Raw genomic sequence first — 23,732 nt, 5'->3', positions numbered from 1 at the left:
AGGCTACCGGCTCAGACGGACGCCTCCTCCTTCGGTACTTCCGCGTCGGGCAGCTGACCCACCAGGTACTCGGCCAGCCCGCCGATGGTCGGGTAGTCGAACACCGCGGTGGCGTTGATGGTGAACTTGCCGCCGAACTGGCTGTGCAGGCGGTTGCGCAGTTCGATCGCCATCAGGGAGTCCGTGCCGAGGTCCAGGAACCGACTCGTCGCGGCAGGCGGTGATGCCAGCCGCAGGAAGTTCTGCACCTCGCGCTGCAGGAACTCGGTGACGAACCCGGCGCGCTGCGACACCGGAATCTCCATCAGCTGCTTGAGCATCTCGCTGTCACCGGCCAACTCGCCGACCGCGCTCGGCAGCACCAGGTCGAGGATCGGCGGACGCGAGGTGCCGAGCACCTTCGCCGCACGCTGCCAGTTCGCCTTGATGACAGTGGCCTGACCGGTGCCGTTGGCGACGACCTCGGCGAGAGCGCTCAACGCCGCCGACGGGTCCAGCGGAATCAGGCCCTGCGCACTGATGTTGGCGGTCGCCGCCTCAGATGACGCCATGCCGCCCCGAGCCCAGGGCCCGAAGTTGACGCCGGTCGCCGGTAGACCCTGCGCACGCCGCTGCGCGACGAGGCCGTCGAGCAGTGCGTTGGCGGTCGCGTAGTTGGCCTGGCCCGGCGAGCCGAACAGGCTCGACACCGACGACGACACGATGAAGAAGTCCAGGTCGTCGTCTCTGGTCAGCATGTCCAGATGACCTGCGCCGAAAGCCTTGGGCGCCAGGGTCGTCCGGAATCGATCCACACTCTGCTGACCCAGCAGCGCATCATCGAGCACACCGGCCAGATGTACCACGCCCGCCAGTGGCGGCAACTCGGCGCGGATCCGGACCAGCAGGGCCGCGACGTCGGATTCCTCGCCGACGTCCGCTGTGAAGACGTGCACGCGCGTCTTGTAGCGCTCGGTGATCTCGTCGATCGCCGACTGCGCGTCGGCATCGGCGGGCCGCCGACTCGTCAGAACGACGTCACCGGCGCCGAGCTGGGCGAGGTACGCCGCGGTGTGCAGGCCGATCGCGCCGAGCCCACCGGTGATCAGGTAGCTCCGATCGGCCTTGGGCTGAAGCGGATTCGGGATCTGCACCACGATCTTCCCGATGTGCCGCGCCTGCTGCATGCGGCGGAACGCGGCCCTCGCCTCGGTCAGCGGGTAGATCTCGGCGGGCAGGGGGCGCCACTCGCCGTTGGCCAACCCCTCCGACACCTCGGTGAGCAGGTCGCGAATGCGATCGGGTTCGGTGAACATCACCGTGTCCAACGCGACGATCTCGTACGCGACATCGGGCCGGGCGTCGGCCATCTGCGCGTGCGTCCAGATGTCGCGCTTGGCGATCTCGGCGAAGCGGCCGTGTTGTGCGGTGGCTTTCAGCGTCGCCTCGATGAACCCCTCGCCGGTCAGGGAGTTCAGCACGACGTCCACCCCCGCGCCGTCGGTGTCCGCCAGGATCTGATCGGCGAAATCCGTTGTGCGCGAGTCGTAGACGTGCTTTACACCCAGCTTGCGCAGCGTTGCACGCTTGAAGGTGCTGGCCGTGGCGAACACCTCGGCGCCGAACTGCTGGGCCATCTGGACGGCCGCCAGTCCGACGCCGCCGCTGGCGGCGTGGATCAGCACCTTGTCGCCCGGCTTGAGTTGCGCCCAGTCGAACGACAACCGCACCGTGAGCGCGGCGGCGGGGATCGTCGCGGCCTGAACCGCGCTCACCCCGTCCGGGATCGGCGCCAGGAACTGGGCGGGCACGTTGAACCGGCTGGCGAACGCACCCTGCATGGAGCCGTAGACGCGCTGGCCGACCTCGAGTCCGGTCACACCCTCACCCGACTGCGTGACGACACCCGCGAAATCTCCGCCGATCGGTCCGGGGTCGCCGGGATAGAGGCCGAGCACGTTCAGCACGTCGCGGAAGTTGAGGCCCGCGGCCTCCACTCGCACCTGCACGTAGCCCTCGTCCGGCGGCGGGACCTCGGTTTCGGTCAGCCGCAGGTTGTCGATCGCGCCGCGTTCGGTGGGCGCCAGCACGTAATCGCCCCCGCGCGGCACCGTGAGGTGGCCACTGCGCGCCCAGGGCAGCAGCCGGGACGCCAACAGCTTCCCCTGCCGCACAGCCAGTTCCGGCTCCTCAACGGGAGTCGCCAGCAGGTTGGCGACAGCCTGCACGGCCTCCGGCGACCCGTCGACGTCGACGAGTCTGGCGCGCAGCGCCGGTTCCTCGTTGATCGTGGTGCGCCCGAATCCCCACAGAGCGGCCTGCACCGGGTCGACCGGCTCACCCGATTCGGTGGCCACGGCCCGCTCGGTGACGATCCACAGCCCGCCGGGCAGCTTGACCGCACCGCTCTGCACCGCGTGGACGGCGCTGAGCAGGTTGGCGATCTCGGTCTCGATCCGCTCCTCGACGTCCGAACCCGACTCGTTGCCGGTCGGTCCCGCGCTGCGCCAGACGACGCCGGAGAAGCCCGCACCGGAGTCATGGGCGTGGGTCAGCACCTGCCCGAGGAGTTCCGGATCGACGGTCCGCTTCAGCGGAACGCAGCCGGGGACCTCGGCGGCCAGGTCGTCGAAGCCGGCGATCAGCCAGTTGCCGCTCACGCCCGAGCCGGTCTCGCCCGACACCGGTACCTCATGCCAGCCGAGGGTGTAGAGCAGCCGGGTGGCGTCGCCGCCGAGGCCGCGCAACAGGGCTTCGCGGGGGGCCCGCTTGACCGTGAAATCGCGAATCCCGCCGAGCTGGTTGCCATCTCGATCGAGGTAGTCGAGATCGAACACCTGAGTCTCGTTGTCCAGGGCGTTCTCGTGCCACCGCGCGCGGCAGTAGAACCGACGCGGCATCTTGTCCCGCAGTGTCACCCGCCCGTACCTCAGCGGCAGGAACAGATCGCTCACGCCCTGCTCGGCCGCGAGCAGCGCGGGGAACGCCGGGAAGGCGACGCCGGTGCAGAGGTCCATCAGCACCGGGTGCATGGGTTCGGTGCCGAGCTGTTCGGCCAGTTCCTCGCCGACGAGGACGTCGCCGATCGCCTCGCCGTCGCCGAGCCACAGTGACTTCAGCGAACCCGACCACGTCGGTCCCCAGGCGAGTTCGAGGTCGGCGAACGTCTCGAACAACTCCTGGGGGCGCATCCGCTCGAGCCGCTCGACGGCTTCGTCGACGGGCTCGCTCTCAGCCGCCGGGGGTTCGGAGACGCCGCCGATCACCGTGCCCTCGGCGTTCAGAGCCCACTCGGCACCGCGCTCACCGTAGCTGCGGCTGTGCACCCGGAACGTCCACTGGCCGTCCTGCTCCAGCGGATGCAGGGTCAGCTGCACCTCACGGGAAGCCTTCTCCGGCAGGATGATCGGCTCGTAGAAGAACACGTCCTCGGCGTGCGCCGGGGTACCCACCGCAGCAAGGGCCATCGCCGCGTACGTCGCGCCGGGAACGACGACGGTGCCGTAGATGACGTGGTCGGCGAGCCACGGCTGCGACTTCACCGAGATCCTGCTGGTATAGACCGTGTCGCCGGACGCGAGTTCCTTGGCACTGCCCAGGATTCCGGAGACGGCGGGACCGACACCACCCTCGACGGCCATCCCCGAGGACTTGGGCCAGAAGCGGCGCCGCTGGAACGGATAGGTGGGCAGGTCGAGAACCCGGCGCGGTCGATGTGCCAGCGCAGCGAAATCGGGCCGATGTCCGCCGACGTAGGCCGCAGCCAGCGCATCGGCGATCTGACGCCGGTCGCCGACGCCCTTGCGCAGCGAGACGATCGCCCGCGGCGCGGCGAGGTGCTCGGGCCACACCTGCACCGCCGCCCCGGTGAGCACGGGCTGCGGGCCGATCTCGACCAGAACCGAGCAGCCGAGCGCGGCCGCGGTGCGCACGCTTTCGGCGAACTGCACCGGCTGGCGCGAGTGCCGCCGCCAGTACCGTGCGTCCATCGGGGTCTGCGCCGTGAGTACCGCGCCGGTGCGGTTGCAGACGAGCGGCAGTGTCGGAGCGGCGAACTCGACCTGCGCGGCGTAGGCCTCGAATTCGTCGAGGACGGGTTCCAGCAGTTCCGAGTGGAAGGCGTGGCTGGTCTCCAGCCAGGTGCAGCGAATGGCCTCCTCCTCGAACCGGGAGACGACCTGTTCGAGGTCCGCACCGGGACCCGACAGCACGGTGTTGGGTCCGTTGTAAGCGCCGACCGACACCCGCGGGAACTCGGCGGCGATCTCCTCGACCTGCTTGGGGTCGGCGAACACCGCCACCATGCGTCCGCCGTCGGGGAGGCTGCCGAACAGCCGGCCCCGCTCGGCGATGAGCCGGGCGCCGTCCTCGATGCTGAACACCCCCGCTACGCACGCCGCCGCGTACTGGCCCACGCTGTGGCCCAGCACCACGTCGGGCTCGACACCCCACGACTGCCAGAGCCGGGCCAGACCCATCTCGACCGCGAACAGCGCGGGCTGCGCGAACGACGTGTGCCGCAGCACCTCGCCGGCCTTGCCGCCGGTTTCGCGGTCGGTGGCGAACATCACCTCGAGAAGCGGACGGGTGACGATGTCGCTGACCGCCTCCGCGCAGCGTGTCACGGTCTCCGCGAAAACCGGTTCGGCGGCGAACAACTCGCGTGCCATGCCGGGGTACTGACTGCCCTGCCCGGTGAACAGCCACGCCGTCGTCGGATGGTTCACGTGCTCGCCCCGGATCACGCCGGGCCGCAGCCGGTTCTCCGCCAGGTCGGCGAGGCCCGAACGCGCGCCGTCGATCGAGTCGACGACCAGTGCGGCACGGTGCTCGAAGTGCGACCGGCCGGTCCCCGCGGTGGCGCAGACGTCGGCGAGGTCGGAGTCCGGGTTGGCGGTCAGCCACGCCTCGTAGCGCTGCGCCAGCGCGGTCAGCGCTTCAGGGGTTCGGGCGGACAGCGGGAGCACGTTCACGGTGTCGCCAGGGGTCTCCGCGTCGGCCGGGATCGCCGGCGCGGGTGCCTCTTCGATCAGCACGTGCGCGTTGGTCCCGGTGAAGCCGAAGGAGCTCACGCCTGCGCGCCGCGGCCTGCCGTCGGCCTGCCACGGAGTCGCCTCGGACACGACCCGCACCGGCAGTGAGTCCCACGGGATGTGCGGTGACGGGGTGTCGAAGTGCAGGCTCTTCGGCAGCACGCCGTGCTGGAGCGAGAGCACCACCTTGATCAGACCCGCTGCGCCGGAGGCGGATTCGGTGTGGCCGATGTTGGTTTTCACCGATCCCATCAGCAACGGCCGGTTCGCCTCGCGCGCGTCGCCGTACGCCGCCGCTGCGGCTTGCACCTCGATCGGATCGCCCAGCGGGGTGCCCGTGCCGTGCGCCTCGAGGTAGTCGACGTCACCACCGGTCAGCCCGGCGCGCGCCAGGACCGTTCCGATGAGGCGCTGCTGCGCACCGCCGTTGGGGACGGTCAGACCGCTGGACGCGCCGTCCTGATTGACCGCGCTGGCCGAGATGACCGCGTGGATCCGGTCGCCGTCACGCTCCGCGTCGCTGAGTCGCTTGAGCACCAGAATGCCGCAGCCCTCGCTGCGCACGTAGCCGTCGGCGGACGCGTCGAAGGTCTTGCAGCGTCCGACGGGGGAGAGCATCCGCGCCCGCGAGGCGGCGATCACGGTGACCGGGCTCAGCAGGACGTTGACCCCGCCCGCCACCGCCAGGTCGCAGTCACCGGACCGCAGGGCCTGGCACGCCTGGTGTACGGCCACCAGCGCGGAGCTGCAGGCGGTATCGACCGCCATGGCGGGACCCTCCAGTCCCAGCGCGAAGGCGACGCGGCCGGAGATCGCGTTGAGCGCGTTGCCGGTGATGAAGTACGGCTCGATCTTGTCGAGCGATTCGGCGGATAGCAGATGGGCGTACTCGTTGGCCGCAACGCCGGCGAAGACGCCGGTTCGGCTGCCGCGTAGGCCGGCCGGCGCGTAGCCCGCGCGTTCGAGGCCCTCCCACACGGTTTCGAGCATCAGCCGCTGCTGCGGCTCGATCCACATCGCCTCGCGCGGCGAGATGCCGAAGAACTCGGGATCGAATCCGTCGATCCCGTCCAGGAATCCGCCGAACCGCGTGTAGGTCTTGCCGGCGGCGTCCGGGTCGGGGTCGTAGAACTCGTCGATGTCGAAGCGGTCCTCGGGCACCTCGCGGATCGCATCGACGCCGCCGGCCAACACCTCCCAGAAGGCCTCCGGGTCGGGCGCACCGGGGAACCGGCACGACACCGAGACGATGGCGATCGGCTCGTCGGCGCTCGTCGTGGCCACCGAGGCGGTCCGTGTCGCCGCCGGAGCGTCTTTCAGTTCGAGCACGTCGCCGAGCAGGTAGTCGGCGACGTCGGACAGCCGGGGGTGATCCATGACCAGCGTGATGGGGATCTCCCTGCCGACGCCCTGCTCGATGCGCCGCCGCATCTCGACGGCCATCAGCGAGTCCATGCCGAGGTCGAAGAAGCCCGCGTCCTCGCGGATGTCGGCGACGTCGACGCGCGTCACCTCGGCGACCGCGGTGAGCAGGTAGTCGGTGAGCAGTCGTTTACGCTGCTGCACAGGGGCGTTCACCAGCCGTTCGACCAGCTGGGTGCGTCCCGACGGCGACACGGCGGGCACGGCGGCCGGCACCTCGCGCTCCAGTTCGGCCAAGAACGCGCGTCTGCCCGCCTGTTCGAAGAGCGGCAGGAAGCGGGCCCAGTCGATCCGCGCGACGACACCCTGCGCAGTGGGCGCCGCGGCGGCGTCGGTGAGGCCCGCCAGCGCATCGGCGGGCGACAGCGTCTGGACCCCGCGCTGCTCGAGCCGCGCGCGGGACTCCGCATCGGCCATGCCCGCGGCCCACGGTCCGAAGTTGACGCTGGTGCCTGCGACGCCGCGCTCGCGCAGACGCCAGGCCATGCCGTCGAGGAACGCGTTGGCCGCGCCGTAGGCGGTCTGGCCGAACCCGCCCCAGACCGACGCGATCGAGGACGTGCTGATGAAGAAGTCCAACTGCAGATCGTCGATGGTCTCGCTGAGATGCCATGCACCCCAGACTTTTCCGGCGAAGACCCGATCCACCTCGGCGTCGTCCAGCGTTGCCAGCGGGGTGGTGCCGATCTCGCCTGCCGCGTGGACGACGCCGGCCAGTGGCGGGAGTTCGGCCCGCACACCGGCCAGCAGTCGTGCCACGTCGTGTGCGTCGGCGACGTCGGCGGTGACGACGCGGATATCGCAGGTGTGCTGCGCGGCCAACGTGTCGATGCGCTGCCGCACGGTGTCGTCGGGGCTGCGGCGACTGGTCAGAACGAGGTGTCCGGCACCGTGGGCGGCGAGGTGGCCTGCGATCTCGAGTCCGACGGCCCCCAGTCCGCCGGTTACCAGATACGTTGCATCGGAGCGGATTTCGATCGATGCACCGCTCGTCGTCTCCGTTCGGCGGACCAGCCGGGGCACGTACACGATCTGCTCCCGCACTGCGACCTGGTCCTCCCGAACGGGGGAGTCCGAGGTCGTGGCGATCCGGCCGATGAGTCGTGCCCATTCGTCGGTCGACCCGACGGACAGGTCCGCGAGCCCACCCCAGACCTGAGGATGCTCCAGCGCCGCGGCGCGGCCGAAGCCCCACAGCGCCGTCTGCTCCGGCGCCACGGTGTCGGTGTCCGTGACGCGTTGTGCGCCACGGGTGACGATCCAGATCGGGGTGCGCAGGTCGGCGGCGACGGCCGCGCGGAACAGTCGACGCGCGCCGCCGAGGGTGTGGTGCTGTAGGCGCAGGAGTGCTCGGGTCGAGGAGGCGCCGTCGGCGTCCACCGCGGCGAGGACGATGCGCAGCCCATCGGCGGCGGCGGCACGCAGGGTGGCGGCGAGTTGTTCCTCGTCGGCGTCGGACGAGGGAAGGCCGACGAATCGATGCCGCTGGTGTCGAGCGGCGATCGCGTCGACCAACGGCTGCACCGCGGGAGACTCGGCGCCGACGAGCACCCAGCTGGCGTCCTCGCCGGCCGCGGTGAGCGGGGTCGGGGACTTCTCCCAGCGGATCTCGTAGCGGTCCTCGGCGATCGACTGGGTGGTCAGTTGCCGATTGTGTTGTGCCGCAAGCCTGGTCAGTACGTCGACGGTCTGCCGGTCGTCGGCGGCGCTTCCGAGCAGTGCAGCCAGTTCCTCGACGCGGCCGTCCTCGAGAAGCCGTACGGCGTGCGTGCGCGGTGCGGACGGGTGCTCCTGCTGCGGCTGCGCTGCGTCATCGCGGTTATCGGAGAACCAGTAGTGGCGGTGTTCGAACGGGTACGTGGGCAGGTCGAGCTTCTTCGCGTTCGCGTGCTGGACGGCACCGAAGTTTGGCAGGTGACCGAGGACGTATGCGTCGGCGACGGCTTCGGTGATCTGCCGTTGGCCCGCGGTGTTGCGACGCAGGGACGCGATCGCGCGCGGCGCGGTGGCCGCGTCGGGCCAGGCCCGCAGCGCCGTCGCGCTGAGCACCGGTTGCGGTCCGATCTCGAGCAGCACCTTGCAGTTCAGCCGGGCCAGGGTCGCGACGCTCTTGGCGAACTCCACCGGTTGCCGTGCGTGCCGGCGCCAGTAGGCGCCATCGAGTTGCACGGTCCAGCCGAGTTGGTCTCCGGTGCGGTTGTCGATCAGGATCCGTTGCGGTACCGCGTAATCGAACTTCTGCGCATACGCCTCGAACTCGTCGAGGATCGGGTCCAGCAGCGCCGAGTGGAACGCGTGGCTGGTGTCCAGCCAGTCACATCGGACGCCGTCGGCGGTCAAGCCGGCCACCGCGCGCTCCAGGTCGTCGGCCGGGCCCGACAGGACGGTGTTGGCGCCGTTGTACGCCGCGACCGACAGGGCGGGCAGATCGTCGGTGACGCTCTCAACGCGCTCGGCGTCGGTGAACACCGCGACCATCCGGCCGCCTCCGGGCAGGCTGCCGAACAGGCGGCCGCGTTCGGCCATCAGGCGGGCACCGTCCTCGAGGCTGAACACGTCGGCGACACAGGCCGCCGCGTACTGGCCGACGCTGTGGCCCAGCACCACGTCCGGTTCGAGACCCCACGACTGCCACAGCCGGGCCAGGCCCATCTCGATGGCGAACAGCGCCGGCTGTGCGTACGACGTCTGCCGTAGCGTGTCCTCGTTCTCGAGATCGAAGATCACGTCCAGCAGGGGGGTGTCGAGGGCGCCGTCGACCGCCGCCGCGCACCGGTCCACCGTTGCGGCGAACACCGGCTCCGCCCTGTACAGCTCCTCGGCCATGCCCGCGTACTGGCTGCCCTGGCCCGTGAACAGCCACGCCGTCTTCGGGGCCTCGTGGGATTCGCCGCGAACCAGGCCCGGTGCCGGGCGGTCCTCGGCGAGCGCGCGCAGCAGGTCGATCGCGGCGTCCCTCGAATTGACCACCAGCGCGGCCCGGTGTTCCAAGTGGGCGCGCCCGGCCCCGGCGGTGAAGCACACGTCGGCCAGGGCGGCTTCGGGATGGGCATCCAGCCAGTTGCGGTACCGATCGGCGAGCTGGACCAGCGCCGCGGGAGTGCGCGCCGAGAGGGGAAGCACCGTGAACCCGTCCGACTGCTCGGCGTCGGTCGGCACGGCCGCCGGCGCCTCTTCGAGGATGACGTGCGCGTTGGTGCCCGCGAAGCCGAACGAGCTGACGCCCGCGATACGCGGCCGATCCCCGCGCTGCCACGGGGTGGCCTCGCTGACGACCTGCACGGGAAGGCTGTCCCACGGGATGTGCGGCGACGGGTGCTGAAAGTGCAGGTGCTGCGGCAGCAGTTCGTGCTCGAGCGACAGCACGACCTTGAGCACGCCCGCGATGCCGGCGGCGGCTTCGAGATGCCCGATGTTCGTCTTCACCGAGCCCATCAGCAGCGGGTCGCCGGCGTCCCGTCCGGCGCCGAACGCCGCACCGGCGGCCTGTGCCTCGATCGGGTCGCCCAGCGAGGTCCCGGTCCCGTGCGCCTCCAGGTAGCTGATGTCGCGGGGTTCGAGATCGGAGCGCTTCAGCGCATCGGCGATAACCCGTTGCTGTGCAACACCGTTCGGCACCGTCAGGCCGCCCGACGCGCCGTCCTGGTTGACGGCGCTACCGCGGATGACGGCACGGATCCGGTCACCGTCCCGGACGGCGTCCTCGAGGCGCTTGATGACGATGACGCCGCAGCCCTCGCCGCGCACGTAGCCGTCGGCGGCCGCGTCAAACGTCTTGCACTTGCCGTCGGACGACAGCATGTGCGCGTGCGAGAACGTGATCATGGTCGCCGGGGTGAGCAGCACATTGGCGCCGCCGGCGAGCGCCAGGTCGCATTCCCCGAGGCGCAGCGCCTGGCAGGCCTGATGGATCGCCACCAGGGACGAACTGCACGCGGTATCGACGGCGACCGCCGGACCCTGCAGGCCCAGCCGATAGCTGATCCGACCTGCCGCTGCGGCGTTCGACGTGCCGATTGCCAGATACGCCTCGATCTCGGGATAGGTCAGCGCGTCGGAGGCCATACCCAGGTAGTCGTGGGTCGCCAACCCGATGAAGACACCGGTGTTGGTGTTCGCCAGATCCGTTGGGGCGGTACCCGAATGCTCCACCGCGCGCCACGCCGTCTCGAGCAGGATCCGATGCTGCGGATCCATCATCCGGACCTCGCGCGCCGACATGCCGAAGAACGGGGCGTCGAAGCCCGTCACGTCGGCGACGAAGCCGGCCCTGCGGGTGACGACCTTGCCGGGCACTCCGGGTTCGGGATCGAAGAACTCGTCGCTGTTCCAGCGGTCCGCGGGGACCTCCGACACGGCGTCCCGGCCATCGCGCAGCACGTTCCAGAACTCGTCGACGTCCGGGGCGCCCGGAAAGCGCGCGGCGTAGCCGACGATCGCGAAACGCGGGGCGGACTCGTTCGGATTCTCGCCGGATCCCATGCCGGATTTCCTTCCTTACTCCGCGGTCAGTTAGACTTGCTCAGCGGTCAGGATTACACGCGGGGCGAAAAATTGTTGGGCTGGGGCGGCCAACGTCGACGCACAACTATGGCACGGCATCCAGGGCTGCGGGGGACGTCGCCGTCGGGCTCCGGTCCGGTGCCGGGCCGCAGTAGGTGATGCGCAGGTATCTTGTACCCGCAACGCGCGATGCCGGATCGAGGTGCCGGCAGCAGCGGGGAGAACGGGAGAGGACCAGGTTTTGCGCATCGGCAAGATAACGGTTGGCGCACTTGAGGAGTGGTCGCTGACCGCCGGTACGGTCACCTCCTGGCACCCGACGCCGGCAGCTCTGGCGAAGGCCGCGCGAGCAAATGTAAGTTCCGTGCCTGTCAGTTACATGCAAAGCCAGCATCTGCGCAACTACAGCGAGCGTGCGGCGGCGGGGCTGAACTTCTCCCGGCAGATCATCGCGAGCTGCGAGGTAGCGGGCCAGTGCGACATCGCCGCCATGGATCACGCCGTCAACGCCTACCTGCGCAGGCACGACACCTTTCGGAGCTGGTTCTCCCGAACCGATGACGGCGGCTTCGTCAGGCACGCGCTCGACGACCCGGCGGATATCGAGTTCGTGCCGGTTGAGCAGGGCCACCTGAGCGTCGACGAGATCCGCGCCCACGTCGTCGACATCCCGAGCCCGCTCGAATGGGGGTGCTTCACGTTCGGCATCGTGCAGAACGACGATCACTTCACCTTCTTCGCGGCGATGGACCACGTCCACGGGGACGCGACGCTGATCGGCACCACGATGATGGAAGCCAACGGCATGTACTCGTCGATGAGCGGCACCGGGCAGGCCCTCACGTTGCCCGAGGCCGGCAGCTTCGACGACTTCTGCGTCCAGGAGCGGCAGTACACCGACACCCTGACGATCGATTCGCCGGGCGTGCAGAACTGGCTCGACTTCGCGGAGAACAATCGCGACGGCTTCCCGGAGTTCCCCCTGCCGCTGGGCAATCCGAACGAGGCGATGACCAGCGCCTGGTCTTCGCATGTCCTGATGAGCAACGAGCAGACCGAGCGCTTCGAATCCGCCTGCGCGGCGGCGGGTGCGCGCTTCGTCGGTGGCCTGTTCGCGTGCCTCGGTCTGGTGGAGCACGAGTTCACCGGTGCCGTGACCTACTACGGGCTCACGCCGAGGGATTCCCGCACCGCGGGCGCCAACTACATGACGCAGGGCTGGTTCACCGGCCTGATCCCGATCACCGTGCCGGTGGCGGCGACGTCGTTCGCCGAGGCCGCGGCCGCAGCGCAGGCGTGCTTCGACTCGAGCCTCGACATGGCGCGCGTGCCCTACTACCGCGTGCTGGAACTCGCGCCGTGGCTGAAGTGGCCGCAGCCGAACTTCCCGGTGTCGAACTTCCTGCACGGCGGGGCCGCACCGCTGAATGCGATCCTCGCCGCGGGTGAGATGGGCCTGGCGAACAACATCGGGATGTATCCCGACAACCGGTTCTCCTACCAGCTGACGATCTACATCTTCCGGTACGGCGAGGGCACGGTCATGGCGATCATGCACCCCGACAATCCGGTCGCCGCGAAATCCGTCGCCCGATACATGGAGGCGATGAGCGCCGTGTCGGTGCGCGTGGCCGACAGCGGCCACTGGGGCCGCGTGGCGTAGTGATGGAACGCGCGATATGAGACGGCTGGCCGATCTGGTGGTCCGATGGCCACTGGCGGTGATCGGGATCTGGGTCGCGCTCGCGGTCGCCCTGCCGTTGACTTTCCCCTCGCTCGGCGAGATGGCCCAGCGCAACCCGCTCGCGATCCTGCCCGGCGACGCGCCCTCGAGCGTCACCGCCGCGAAGATGACCGAGGCTTTCCGCGAGCCCGGTAACGACAACCTCCTCGTCGTCGCCCTCATCAACGAGAACGGCCTGACAGCGGCCGACGAGGCCGAGTACCGAGGACTCGTCGACGCCATTCGCGACGACGTGACCGACGTCGTGTCGGTTCAGGATTTCGTCAGCACGCCGCAGTTGCGGCAATTCCTGACGAGCGAGGACAAGACGACGTGGGTGCTGCCGGTCAGCCTCGAGGGCGAGCTGGGCACGCCGCGGGCGTACGAGGCGTTCAACCGGGTCTCCGACATCGTCGCGCACAACACCTCGGACGGTCCGCTCGCGGTGCACGTGACCGGTCCGGCGGCCACGGTCGCCGACCTCACGGTGGCAGGCGAGCAGGACCGCCTCCCGATCGAGATCGCCATCGCGGTGCTCGTGCTGCTGGTGCTTCTCATCGTCTACCGCAGCCTCGTCACGATGCTGCTGCCACTCGTCACCATCGGCTCCTCGTTGGTGATCGCGCAGGGGCTCGTCGCGGGATTTTCTCAGCTGACCGGGGCGGGCGTCTCGAACCAGTCGATCGTCTTCCTCAGCGCGATCATGGCCGGTGCGGGCACCGACTACGCGGTATTCCTCATCAGCCGCTACCACGACTACATACGAGCCGGCTACGACGAGAAGAAGGCGGTCGTGGCGGCCGTCATCTCGATCGGGAAGGTCATCACCGCGTCCGCTGCGACGGTCGGCATCACGTTCCTTCTGCTGAGCTTCGCGAAGATGGGCGTTTTCAAGACCGTAGGAACATCGTCGGCGATCGGGATCGGCGTCGCCTACCTCGCTGGCATGACGCTGCTCCCGGCGATCCTCGTGCTGGCGGGCCCGCGCGGCTGGGTGAAGCCCCGGCGCGAGCTCACCGCGACGTTCTGGCGGAAGTCCGGGATCCGCATCGTGCGAAGGCCGGTGCCGCACCTCGTCGCCAGTCTGCTGGTCCTGGCGATTCTCGCCGGGATCGGAACGCTCGCTCATTTCAACTACGACGACCGCAAGGTCGTCTCGGCGTCCGCTCCGAGCTCGATCGGCTACGCCGCGATGGAGAAACACTTCCCGATCAGTCAGGCGATCCCGGAGTACATTCTGGTCCAATCGCCTCGCGATCTGCGCTCACCGCAGGCGCTCGCCGACCTCGAACAGATGGCGTCGCGCGTCGCCCAACTGCCGAACGTGGAGATGGTCAACGGCATCACGCGGCCGCTCGGCGAGGTCCCGCAGGAGTTCAGGGCGACGTTCCAGGCGGGCATAGTCGGTGACCGGCTGGCCGACGGGTCTGCGCAGATCGACAAGCGCAGCGGAGATCTCAACAAGCTGGCCGCCGGCGCCGATACCCTCGCCGACAACCTCAGCACCGTGCGCGCTCAGGTCAACCAGATGGCGCCGAGCATCCAGGGCCTTCTCGACGCGTTCTCGTCGGTGAAGACCAAGGAGGGCGGCGACAAGCTGGTGCGTGACGTCGAGAACGCCGCCAAGCTGGTTCAGGCGGCGAACCGGCTCGGTAACGCGATGGGCATCAACTTCGCGAACGTCAGGGACATGTTCGCGTGGATCGGGCCCGTCCTGACGGCGTTGCAGGGCAATCCCGTCTGCAACGCCGACCCCTCCTGCACCGACACCCGCAACCAGTTCGAGAAGATCGCGGCGGCGCGCGACGCCGGGGCGCTCGAGGACTTCAACGAGGCCGCGCGCCAACTCCAGGGCTCCAGCGACAAGGAGACGCTCACCGCGACGGTCAGCAAGCTCAACAACGCGATGGCGAGCATCTCCAAGGCGGCCAAAGCCGCGGGACTCGACCGGCCCGGCGGCCCGCAGACCGGCCTCGCTCAGTTGCAGCAGGGGGCCAACCGCCTCGCCGGTGGCAGCCGTGAGGTGGCCGGCGGCGTGGACGAACTGGTCCAGCAGGTCAAGGTGATGGCCGACGGGCTCAACCAGGCGTCGTCGTTCCTGTTGACGATGCGCAGTCAAGCCGCCGACCCGTCGATGGCCGGGTTCAACATCCCGCCCGAGGTGCTCGGCCTCGCGGACTTCAAGAAGGTGTCCGCGGCGTTCATCTCGCCGGACGGGCACTCTGTGCGGTACCTGGTGCGGACGAAGCTGAGCCCGTTCAGTTCCGAGGCGATGGACCAGGTCAACGAGATCAACGACGTCGCCAGGGGCGCCCAGCCGAACACCACGCTGTCCGACGCGACGATCTCGATGGGTGGTCTGCCCGCGGCGCTGCGCGACACGCGCGACTACTACCAGCAGGACATCCGGTTCATCATCGCCGCGACGCTGGTCGTCGTGCTGCTGGTCCTGATGCTGCTGCTGCGCTCCGTCATCGCACCCCTGTACCTCGTCGGGTCGGTGGTGGTCTCCTACTTCGCGGCGATCGGGATCGGCGTGCTGGTGTTCCAGGTCCTCCTCGGCCAGGAACTGCACTGGAGCGTGCCGCCACTGGCGTTCGTGGTGCTCGTCGCGGTGGGCGCCGACTACAACATGCTGTTCGTCTCGCGAATGCGTGACGAATCCCCGAACAGCCTGCGCTACGGCATCATCCGGACGCTGAGTACGACGGGCGGCGTGATCACCGCCGCGGGCCTGATCTTCGCCGCGTCGATGGCCGGCCTGATGTTCTCCAGCATCGGCATCGTGGTGCAGGGCGGTTTCGTCATCGGCGTCGGAATTCTGCTCGACACCTTCGTGGTTCGGACCATCACGGTGCCCGCCGTCGCGACGCTGGTCGGTCGCGCGAACTGGTGGCCGTCACGTCCCGACGGCCGCAGAGTCGCGCCCGTCGAGTCAGCGAACGTCGGATGAGCGAGGGTCTGCGATGCGGATGAAACTACGAAAGACGGGGAGGGACTCGTGACGCCGGCACCCCAATCATCGGTGATCTCCATGCTTCACGGACGCGCCAGCATGCGCCCCGACGACGCCGCGCTGACGTTCATCGACTACACGCACGATCCGGCGGGAGTCGCCGAAACGCTCACGTGGTCGCAGCTGTCGCGCCGCACGCTGGGCGTTGCGCGCGAGCTCAGCCACCACGCGTCGGTCGGTGACCGGGCGGTGATCCTGGCACCGCAGAGCCTCGACTACGTCACCGCGTTCCTCGGTGCCATGCAGGCCGGGCTGATCGCGGTCCCGCTTCCCCTGCCGCATCGCGGCTCGACGCACGACCGCGTCAGCACGGTGTTCGAGGACACCTCACCCGCCGTCGTGCTCACGACGGCAGAGGTCGCCGGGGACGTCGGCGACTACGTCGACCAGTCGCGGTTGGACACGGCACCGAAGCTCATCGAGGTCGACAGGGTGGCGCAGTCCCAAGAGGACGGAGCCGGTCCCGCGGGCCCGCTGCCCGCCGACCTGCCCAGCGTCGCGTACCTGCAGTACAGCTCGGGTTCGACTCGGTCGCCCGCCGGGGTCATGCTGTCGCACCGCAACCTCACGGCGAACTTCGACCAGTTGATGCGAAGCTTCTTCGCCGAATCCAAGGCTCCCGCTGACATGACGATCGTGTCGTGGCTGCCGTTCTACCACGACATGGGTCTGGTGCTCGGAATCTGCGCACCGATCCTCGGCGGTTTTCACGCCGTGTTGACCAGTCCCGTTGCGTTCCTCGAGAAGCCGTCCCGCTGGGTGCGCGCGCTGGCCGAGTATCCGCACGCGTGGTCGTCGGCGCCGAACTTCGCGTTCGACCTGGCGGCCAGGAAGACCACCGACGCCGACCTCGCCGGACTCGATCTCGGAGGTGTGCGCGGCATCATCAGCGGCGCCGAGCGGGTCGAACCCGCGACGCTGCGGCGGTTCGTGGATCGGTTCGCGCACTTCAACTTCCGTGACGACATGATGCGCCCCTCGTACGGCTTGGCGGAGGCGACGGTCTTCGTGACGAGTGGAGTGTGGAACGACTCGACCGCCGAGGCCCACTTCGACGTCGACGCGCTGGCGGCGGGCCGAGTGGAGCCGACCACGCGGAGAAAGGGCACGTCGCTCGTCAAATACGCTGTGCCGCAATCCCCGTCGCTGCGCATCGTCGACAACGAAACGCGGCACGAGGCCGCACCGGGCCTGATCGGTGAGATCTGGGTGTGCGGCGAGAACGTGGCGGAGGGCTACTGGAAGAAGTCGCCGCAGGAGCAGTTGTGCTTTGGCGCAGAGATCGTCGATCCGTCCACGGGCACGCCGACAGGGCCGTGGCTGCGCACCGGCGATCTCGGGTTCGTTCACGACGGTGAACTGTTCATCGTGGGCAGGATCAAGGACCTGCTGATCGTGCGCGGCCGCAACCACTATCCCGAGGACATCGAGGCGACGGTGCAGGAGATCACCGGTGGCCGGGTCGCCGCGCTGGCGGTTCCGGTGCGCGGCACCGAGGAACTCGTCACCGTCATCGAACTCAAGATGCGCACCGACGGCAACGGGGATCCGGTCAGCTGGCTCAGCGGGGTCAAGAACGACGTCACGTCGGCGATCTCCAATGCGCACGGCTTGAACGTCGGGGACCTGGTGCTGGTGCAGCCAGGGTCGATCCCGACCACGACCAGCGGCAAGATCCGGCGCGCGGCGTGTGCCGAGCAGTATCGGCAGGACCAGTTCGAGCGGCTGGACGCGTAGGGTGGCTTCCGTGGACGCTGTGAAACGCTTCGCGCCGGTCGCTGTGCTGGTAATCGGCGGCGCTACAGGCCTTTTCGGTGCAGGCAGCGCCGTCGCGGACGACCCGCCTGCGCCGCCGCCCCCGGCACCGGCGCAGATCGGCACGCCGGGCAAGGGGTACGCGCTCGGCGGAGCGCATGTGCTCGGAATCCCCTACGACCAGTACATCATCGACACCGGCAAGAACTGGTTCCCTGGAAACCAGGAGCAGAAGCAGATCGTCCGCTATCCCGCGGGTCAGGTGCAGGGCCACACGCTCGAACGTCTCTTCCCCGGTATCGGCGCCGTCGGGGAGCAGATCCTGCCGGGACTGGGCCTCGACGGTCCCAGCGTCGAGGAGTCGATAAACGAGGGCGCGCCGCACACGATCGCGCAGATCAAAGCGGGTGGACCCGGCACCGTGATGGGCCTGTCCGAAGGCGCGATGGTCCTCAACGAGGTGCAGGCGCAGCTCGCCAACGACCCCGATGCGCCGCCACGCGATCAGCTGAGCTTCGCCATGTACGGCGACCCGGTGGGCAAGCACGCGTTCGGCGAGGGCTTCCTGACGCAGATGTTCCCCGTCGGCGCCGTCGTGCCGTCGCTCGACTACCGGATTCGTCCTCCGGTCGAAAGCCAATACGACACTTATCAATTCGTGTCGCCCTACGACAGCATCGCCGACTGGCCGGATCAGGCGGACCAGAGCTGGATGAGCGTCGTCAACGCGGTGTTCGGTCTCGCGACCGGCCACACCGCGGTGGCGTTCACCGACCCGAGCAATATCAGCGTGCCCGCCCGCAACATCCGTACGACGGTGAACTCCAAGGGTGCGAAGACGACGACCTACATGGTGCCCGAGCAGCATCTGCCGATCGTGATGGGATTCAAATACCTCGGCGTCGACGAGGGCACGCTGAACAAGCTCGACTCGGTGCTGCTGCCGATGGTCGATGCGGGCTATTCGCGCAACAACGATCCGGCGACGGCCCCGATCACGGTGGATCCGGTGCACGGTTACGACCCTGCTGAGGTCACCGCTCCGTCCACCGACGCGTCGTTCGGCGGTGGTGCCACCGACCCGATTTCGCAGCTGCTCGCCGGCGCGCAGTACGTGTTGAACAACCCGCCGAAGCCCGCGCCGGGCGGTTAGAGGCTCACCAGCCCGACCGTGATGAGGATCGCTCCGACGATTCCGAGCAGTGCGGCCACCTCGCGGCGCCTGCGGCACCGGATCCAGTTGTTGAGGGACGTCATCGCCGCTAGGGTGCGTTGCGGCGCAACGAGATACGCGACCAGCGGGAGCTCGACGAGCATGAACGCCACGACCTGGAACAGCGCCAGCGCCGCCACTTGAGTGGCCGCACCCGCTCCGGACGCCAGGATGACGGCCAGCACCGCGAGGAAGTCGACCGACGGCAGTGCGATCGCCAGCCCGGCCGCCGCGGCGACCCACAGCGAACTGCCGCGCGTCACCCGGTCCACCAGCCGGGACATCCAGCCGTCCCCGTCGCGGCGGGCGGGTCCCGGCCGCAGCGCGAGGTAGGCGCCGATCGCCAGCGCCAGGCTGCCGATCACCAGCTGCACCCGTGGCAGGGTGAAGTGCGCGTTGTCGACCAGATGCTCACGGAGGCCGAACAACACCACCAGACCGACCGTCGTACCCATGGCGAACCCGCCGCACAGGAAGGCGAACAGCTGCAGTTGAGGCCGCGGCCGGCTGAGCATCAGCACCGTCATCCCGATCCGGAAGGGCTCAAGGCCGATGGCGATCGCCATGACCACGACGGTGATCCACATGTCGCGCGACACGTTACCGCTCACGCCGATTCGGAACCTGGCCGCCGGCGCCGACCTCGGCGATCATGGGTGGGTGTCCACCGTCCTGACCGCGCTGCCGATCGTCGACCTGCGCGATGACGACACCGTGCTGCGCTCGCGGCTGCGCGAGGTCGCCCACGAGGTGGGGTTCTTCCACCTCACCGGCCACGACGTTCCCGATGCGTTGACGCGCCGCCTGCTGGCCGCGTCGCGGGCGCTGTTCGCGCTGCCGCAGCCCGCCAAGGACGCCGTGGCGATGACCAACAGTCCGCACTTCCGCGGCTACACCCGGCTCGGCGGCGAACTCACCGGCGGCGAGACCGACTGGCGCGAGCAGATCGACATCGGCCCCGAACGCGTGCCGCTGGTCGACCCGACGGAGGACTACCTGAGGTTGCAGGGCCCGAACCAGTGGCCCGCGGGGTTACCCGAACTGCCCGCGGTGATCGCCGAGTGGGACGCCGCGCTCGCCGATGTCGGACGGCGGCTGCTCCGCCACTTCGCGGCATCGCTGGGCAGCCCGGCGGACGTCTTCGAGGCGGCGTTCGCGCAGACGCCGGCGACCCTGATCAAGGTGGTGCGCTACCCGGCCGTCGCGGACTCCACCCAGGGCGTCGGCGCGCACCGCGACGCAGGTGTGCTGACGCTGCTGCTGGCCGAACCGGGCACGACGGGCTTGCAGGTCAAGGGGGCCACCGGCTGGATCGACGTCGACCCGGTGGCGGGGGCGTTCATCGTGAACATCGGCGAGATGCTCGAGATCGCGAGCGGCGGCTACCTGCGCGCCACCGAGCACCGCGTGAAACTGTCCAACGCCGAGCGCATTTCGGTGCCGTACTTCTTCAACCCCCGGCTCGACGCCACGCTGCCCGTCCTGACGCTGCCGAGCGAGCTGGCGGCCGGGGCCCACGGGGTGACGGCGGACCCGTCGAACGAGCGGATCTTCGCGGTGTACGGCCGCAACGCGTGGAAGAGCAGGCTGCGTGCGCACCCGGACGTGGCCGCTGCCAACGGGTACGTGTCAGGATGAACTGGTCATGAGTAGCACTGATTTGAGCCCGGCCTCGCTGCGCGAGGCGTTCGGCCACTTCCCGACCGGGGTTATCGCGATCGCCGCCGAGGTCGAGGGTGTTCGCGTCGGCCTCGCCGCGAGCACGTTCGTCCCGGTGTCCCTGGACCCGCCGCTGGTGTCGTTCTGCGTGCAGAACAGCTCCGAGACGTGGCCGAAGCTGAAGGACCTGCCCGCTCTGGGCATCAGCGTGCTCGGCGAGGCGCACGACGCCGCGGCTAAGACGCTGGCGGCCAAGACCGGGGACCGCTTCGCCGGGCTCGACACGGAATCGCGGACGAGCGGTGCGGTGTTCGTGCACGGCACCAGCGTCTGGCTGGAGAGCGCCATCGAGCAGTTGGTGCCGGCGGGCGATCACACCATCGTGGTGCTGCGCGTGCACGAGATCACGGTGCACGACGACGTGGCGCCCATCGTGTTCCACCGGAGTACCTTCCGGCGGCTCGGCGAATAGCTCAGCTAGGGCCGCGCGCCCAGTTCGGTGCGGTAGCCGTCGACGCGCTGCTCGAGTTCCGCGGCGTCGGCGTCGCGGCCTTCCTTGCGGGCCAGTTCGGCGCGTGCGCTCAACTCCCGGATGGCCGTGCGAATGTCGTTGACGCTCTGGGTTTCTCCAGTGCTCATGGGGTGTGCCCCTTTCATCGTCGAAAGGTCGAACATGGGTGCACACCCCACCGTACGCCGCGCTACCGCCTCGTGAAGCGCTCTACTTCTTCTTGAAGAGCACCTTGCCGAGCCACACCACCGGGTCGTACTTCCGGTCGGCGACGCGCTCCTTCATCGGAATCAAAGCGTTGTCGGTGATCTTGATGTGCTCGGGGCACACCTCGGTGCAGCACTTGGTGATGTTGCACAACCCGAGGCCGTTCTCCTCCTGAGCCATGTCGCGGCGATCGATGGTGTCCAGCGGGTGCATCGACAGCTCGGCCTGACGCATCAGGTACCGCGGCCCGGAGAACGCTTCCTTGTTCTCCTCGTGATCGCGCATGACGTGGCAGACGTTCTGGCACAGGAAGCACTCGATGCACTTCCGGAACTCCTGGCTGCGGTTCACGTCCTCCTGCTGCATGCGGTAGTCACCGGGCTGCAGGTCCTTCGGCGGCGTGAACGACGGGATCTCGCGCGCCTTCGTGTAGTTGAACGAGACGTCGGTGACGAGGTCGCGCATGACCGGGAACGTGCGCAACGGCGTGATGGTCACGGTCTCGTCCTGGTCGAACGTCGACATTCTGGTCATGCACAGCAGTCGCGGCCTGCCGTTGATCTCCGCAGAGCACGAGCCGCACTTGCCCGCCTTGCAGTTCCACCGCACGGCCAGATCGCCGGCCTGGGTGGCCTGCAGCCGGTGGACGATGTCGAGCACGACTTCGCCGTCGTTGACCTCGACGGTGTAGTCCTGCAGGTCGCCGCCCTCGGGGTCCCCGCGCCAGACCCGGAGCTTCGCGTTGTAGGGAGCCATGATCAGGCCTTCCGTTCCGGGTGCTCGAGCAATTGGTCGTCGGTGTAGTACTTCTCGAGTTCGGAGAGCTCGAAGGTGGCCAGCAGATCGGCCCGCATCTTCGGCTGCTCCTCCGCCACGACGTCGACATCGGGCACCACTGCGGCGACTCCGTCTTCGGCGGGCTCGGCGACCTTGCACACCAGCAGCTTGTTGCGCCAGTGCGAGTCCATCTTCGGGTGGTCGTCGCGGGTGTGGCCGCCGCGGCTCTCGGTGCGCTGCAGTGCGGCCTTCGCCACGCACTCGCTGACGAGCAGCATGTTCCGCATGTCGATGGCGAGGTGCCAGCCGGGGTTGAAGACGCGGCCGCCCTCGACCACGACGTTCGCGTAGCGCGTCTTGAGTTCGTCGATCTTGGCGAGCGCCTCTTGAAGCTCGCCCTCCTTGCGGATGATGCCCGCGAGGTCGTTCATCGACTGCTGCAGTTCGGCGTGCAGGGTGTACGGGTTCTCGCCGTTCTCCTTGGGCTCGAACGGATCGAGCGCCAGCTTGGTGGCCTCGTCGACCGCCGCGTCGGACACCCTCGGCCGGGTGTCGTCGGACAGCGCCCGCACGTAGTCGGCGGCGCCGAGACCGGCACGACGCCCGAACACCAGCAGGTCGGACAGCGAGTTGCCGCCCAGCCGGTTGGAGCCGTGCATGCCGCCGGAGCACTCACCGGCGGCGAACAGGCCGGGGGTGGCCGCGCCGCCGCTGTCGGGGTCGACCTCGATACCGCCCATGACGTAGTGGCAGGTCGGGCCGACCTCCATCTCGTCCTTGGTGATGTCGACCTCGGCCAGCTCGATGAACTGGTGGTACATCGACGGAAGCCGGCGCTTGATCTCCTCGGCGGGCATGCGCGAGGCGATGTCGAGGTAGACGCCGCCGTGCGGGGTACCGCGGCCGGCCTTGACCTCTTCGTTGATGGCGCGGGCGACCTCGTCGCGGGGGAGCAGGTCAGGCGTGCGGCGTGCGGAGTCGTTGTCCTTGAGCCACTGGTCCGCCTCCTCCTCGGTTTCGGCGTACTGACCCTTGAACACGTCCGGGATGTAGTCGAACATGAACCGCTTACCCTCGGAGTTCTTCAGCACTCCGCCGTCGCCGCGCACGCCCTCGGTGACGAGGATGCCCTTCACCGACAGCGGCCAGACCATGCCGGTCGGGTGGAACTGGATGAACTCCATGTTGATCAGGCCCGAACCCGCGCGCAGCGCCAGCGCGTGGCCGTCGCCGGTGTACTCCCAGGAGTTCGACGACACCTTGAACGACTTGCCGATGCCGCCGGTGGCCAGCACGATGGCCGGCGCCTCGAACAGCACGAAGTTGCCGGTCTCGCGGTAGTAGCCGAACGCGCCTGCGATCTTCCCGTCGGTCTTGATCAGATCGGTGATCGAACACTCGTGGAACACCCGGATGCGGGCCTCGTAGTCGCCGAGTTCCCTCTTGTCCTCCTGCTGCAGCGACACGATCTTCTGCTGCAGGGTGCGGATGATCTCCAGGCCGGTGCGGTCGCCGACGTGCGCGAGTCGCGGGTAGGTGTGCCCGCCGAAGTTGCGCTGGCTGATCTTGCCGTCCTTGGTGCGGTCGAACAGCGCACCGTAGGTCTCCAGCTCCCAGACCCGGTCGGGCGCCTCCTGCGCGTGCAGTTCGGCCATCCGCCAGTTGTTGAGGAACTTGCCGCCGCGCATGGTGTCACCGAAGTGCACCTGCCAGCTGTCCTTGGTGTTGACGTTGCGCATGGCGGCCGCGCAGCCGCCCTCGGCCATCACGGTGTGCGCCTTGCCGAACAGCGATTTGGTCACCACCGCGACGCGCAGGCCGCGCTCGCGGGCTTCGATCACCGCGCGCAGTCCGGCGCCGCCGGCACCGATCACGACGACGTCGTATTCGTGCCGTTCCAGGTCAGTCATTGATCAGTGCCCTCGTTCGTTCGT

11 protein-coding genes are annotated in these 23,732 nt (G+C 68.8%); 6 read left to right on the top strand and 5 right to left on the bottom strand.

From position 1 onward, the window contains the following. Positions 1–11: 11 nt before the first annotated feature. The gene (locus NM203_RS08945; RefSeq protein WP_255059491.1) at positions 12–10,916 is read right to left on the bottom strand and encodes a type I polyketide synthase; all 10,905 of its coding nucleotides are present in this window, start codon (positions 10,914–10,916) and stop codon (positions 12–14) included. Positions 10,917–11,178: 262 nt separating this feature from the next. Here NM203_RS08945 and NM203_RS08940 point away from each other — a divergent pair, with 262 nt between their 5' ends. The 4 genes from NM203_RS08940 to NM203_RS08925 are packed head-to-tail and all read left to right on the top strand — an operon-like array spanning position 11,179 to position 18,584. Next, positions 11,179–12,600: a condensation domain-containing protein gene (locus NM203_RS08940; protein ID WP_255059489.1), complete on the top strand. Its 1,422-nt coding sequence runs from the start codon at positions 11,179–11,181 to the stop codon at positions 12,598–12,600. Between the two features lie 16 nt (positions 12,601–12,616). Beyond that, a complete protein-coding gene (locus tag NM203_RS08935) occupies positions 12,617–15,613 on the top strand; it encodes an MMPL/RND family transporter (protein ID WP_255059488.1) in 2,997 nt (998 codons plus the stop codon). A 48-nt stretch (positions 15,614–15,661) separates the two neighbouring features. Further along, positions 15,662–17,413, top strand: a complete 1,752-nt coding sequence (locus tag NM203_RS08930) for an AMP-binding protein (RefSeq protein WP_255059487.1) — start codon at positions 15,662–15,664, stop codon at positions 17,411–17,413. 10 nt (positions 17,414–17,423) lie between these two features. Beyond that, positions 17,424–18,584, top strand: coding sequence for a PE-PPE domain-containing protein (locus NM203_RS08925; protein ID WP_408633319.1), 1,161 nt, complete (start codon positions 17,424–17,426; stop codon positions 18,582–18,584). On the opposite strand, the gene NM203_RS08920 is transcribed toward NM203_RS08925, so the two are convergent. Next, positions 18,581–19,231: a GAP family protein gene (locus tag NM203_RS08920; RefSeq protein ID WP_255059486.1), complete on the bottom strand. Its 651-nt coding sequence runs from the start codon at positions 19,229–19,231 to the stop codon at positions 18,581–18,583. The two genes, NM203_RS08925 and NM203_RS08920, sit on opposite strands and share 4 nt — an antisense overlap. Here NM203_RS08920 and NM203_RS08915 point away from each other — a divergent pair. Beyond that, positions 19,209–20,282, top strand: a complete 1,074-nt coding sequence (locus NM203_RS08915; protein ID WP_408633318.1) for an isopenicillin N synthase family dioxygenase — start codon at positions 19,209–19,211, stop codon at positions 20,280–20,282. The two genes, NM203_RS08920 and NM203_RS08915, sit on opposite strands and share 23 nt — an antisense overlap. 7 nt (positions 20,283–20,289) lie before the next feature. Next, on the top strand, positions 20,290–20,775 hold the full coding sequence (locus tag NM203_RS08910) for a flavin reductase family protein (RefSeq protein WP_255059485.1): 486 nt from the start codon (positions 20,290–20,292) through the stop codon (positions 20,773–20,775). Between the two features lie 5 nt (positions 20,776–20,780). On the opposite strand, the gene NM203_RS08905 is transcribed toward NM203_RS08910, so the two are convergent. The 3 genes from NM203_RS08905 to NM203_RS08895 form a co-directional block, all read right to left on the bottom strand. Continuing rightward, positions 20,781–20,942 (bottom strand): hypothetical protein, encoded by a 162-nt coding sequence (locus NM203_RS08905; RefSeq protein ID WP_255059484.1) that lies wholly within the window; start codon positions 20,940–20,942, stop codon positions 20,781–20,783. Between the two features lie 82 nt (positions 20,943–21,024). Next, entirely contained in the window at positions 21,025–21,777 is a 753-nt protein-coding gene (locus NM203_RS08900) for a succinate dehydrogenase/fumarate reductase iron-sulfur subunit (protein ID WP_255059483.1), read from the bottom strand. Positions 21,778–21,779: 2 nt separating this feature from the next. Then, positions 21,780–23,708, bottom strand: coding sequence for a fumarate reductase/succinate dehydrogenase flavoprotein subunit (locus NM203_RS08895; RefSeq protein ID WP_255059482.1), 1,929 nt, complete (start codon positions 23,706–23,708; stop codon positions 21,780–21,782). Positions 23,709–23,732: the final 24 nt, after the last annotated feature.

The organism is Mycolicibacterium arenosum, from assembly GCF_024320865.1.
In the GTDB taxonomy this organism is placed as follows: domain Bacteria; phylum Actinomycetota; class Actinomycetes; order Mycobacteriales; family Mycobacteriaceae; genus Mycobacterium; species Mycobacterium arenosum.
The sequence above is the reverse complement of the archived record's forward strand: the minus strand, read 5'-3'. Positions and strand labels throughout refer to the sequence as shown.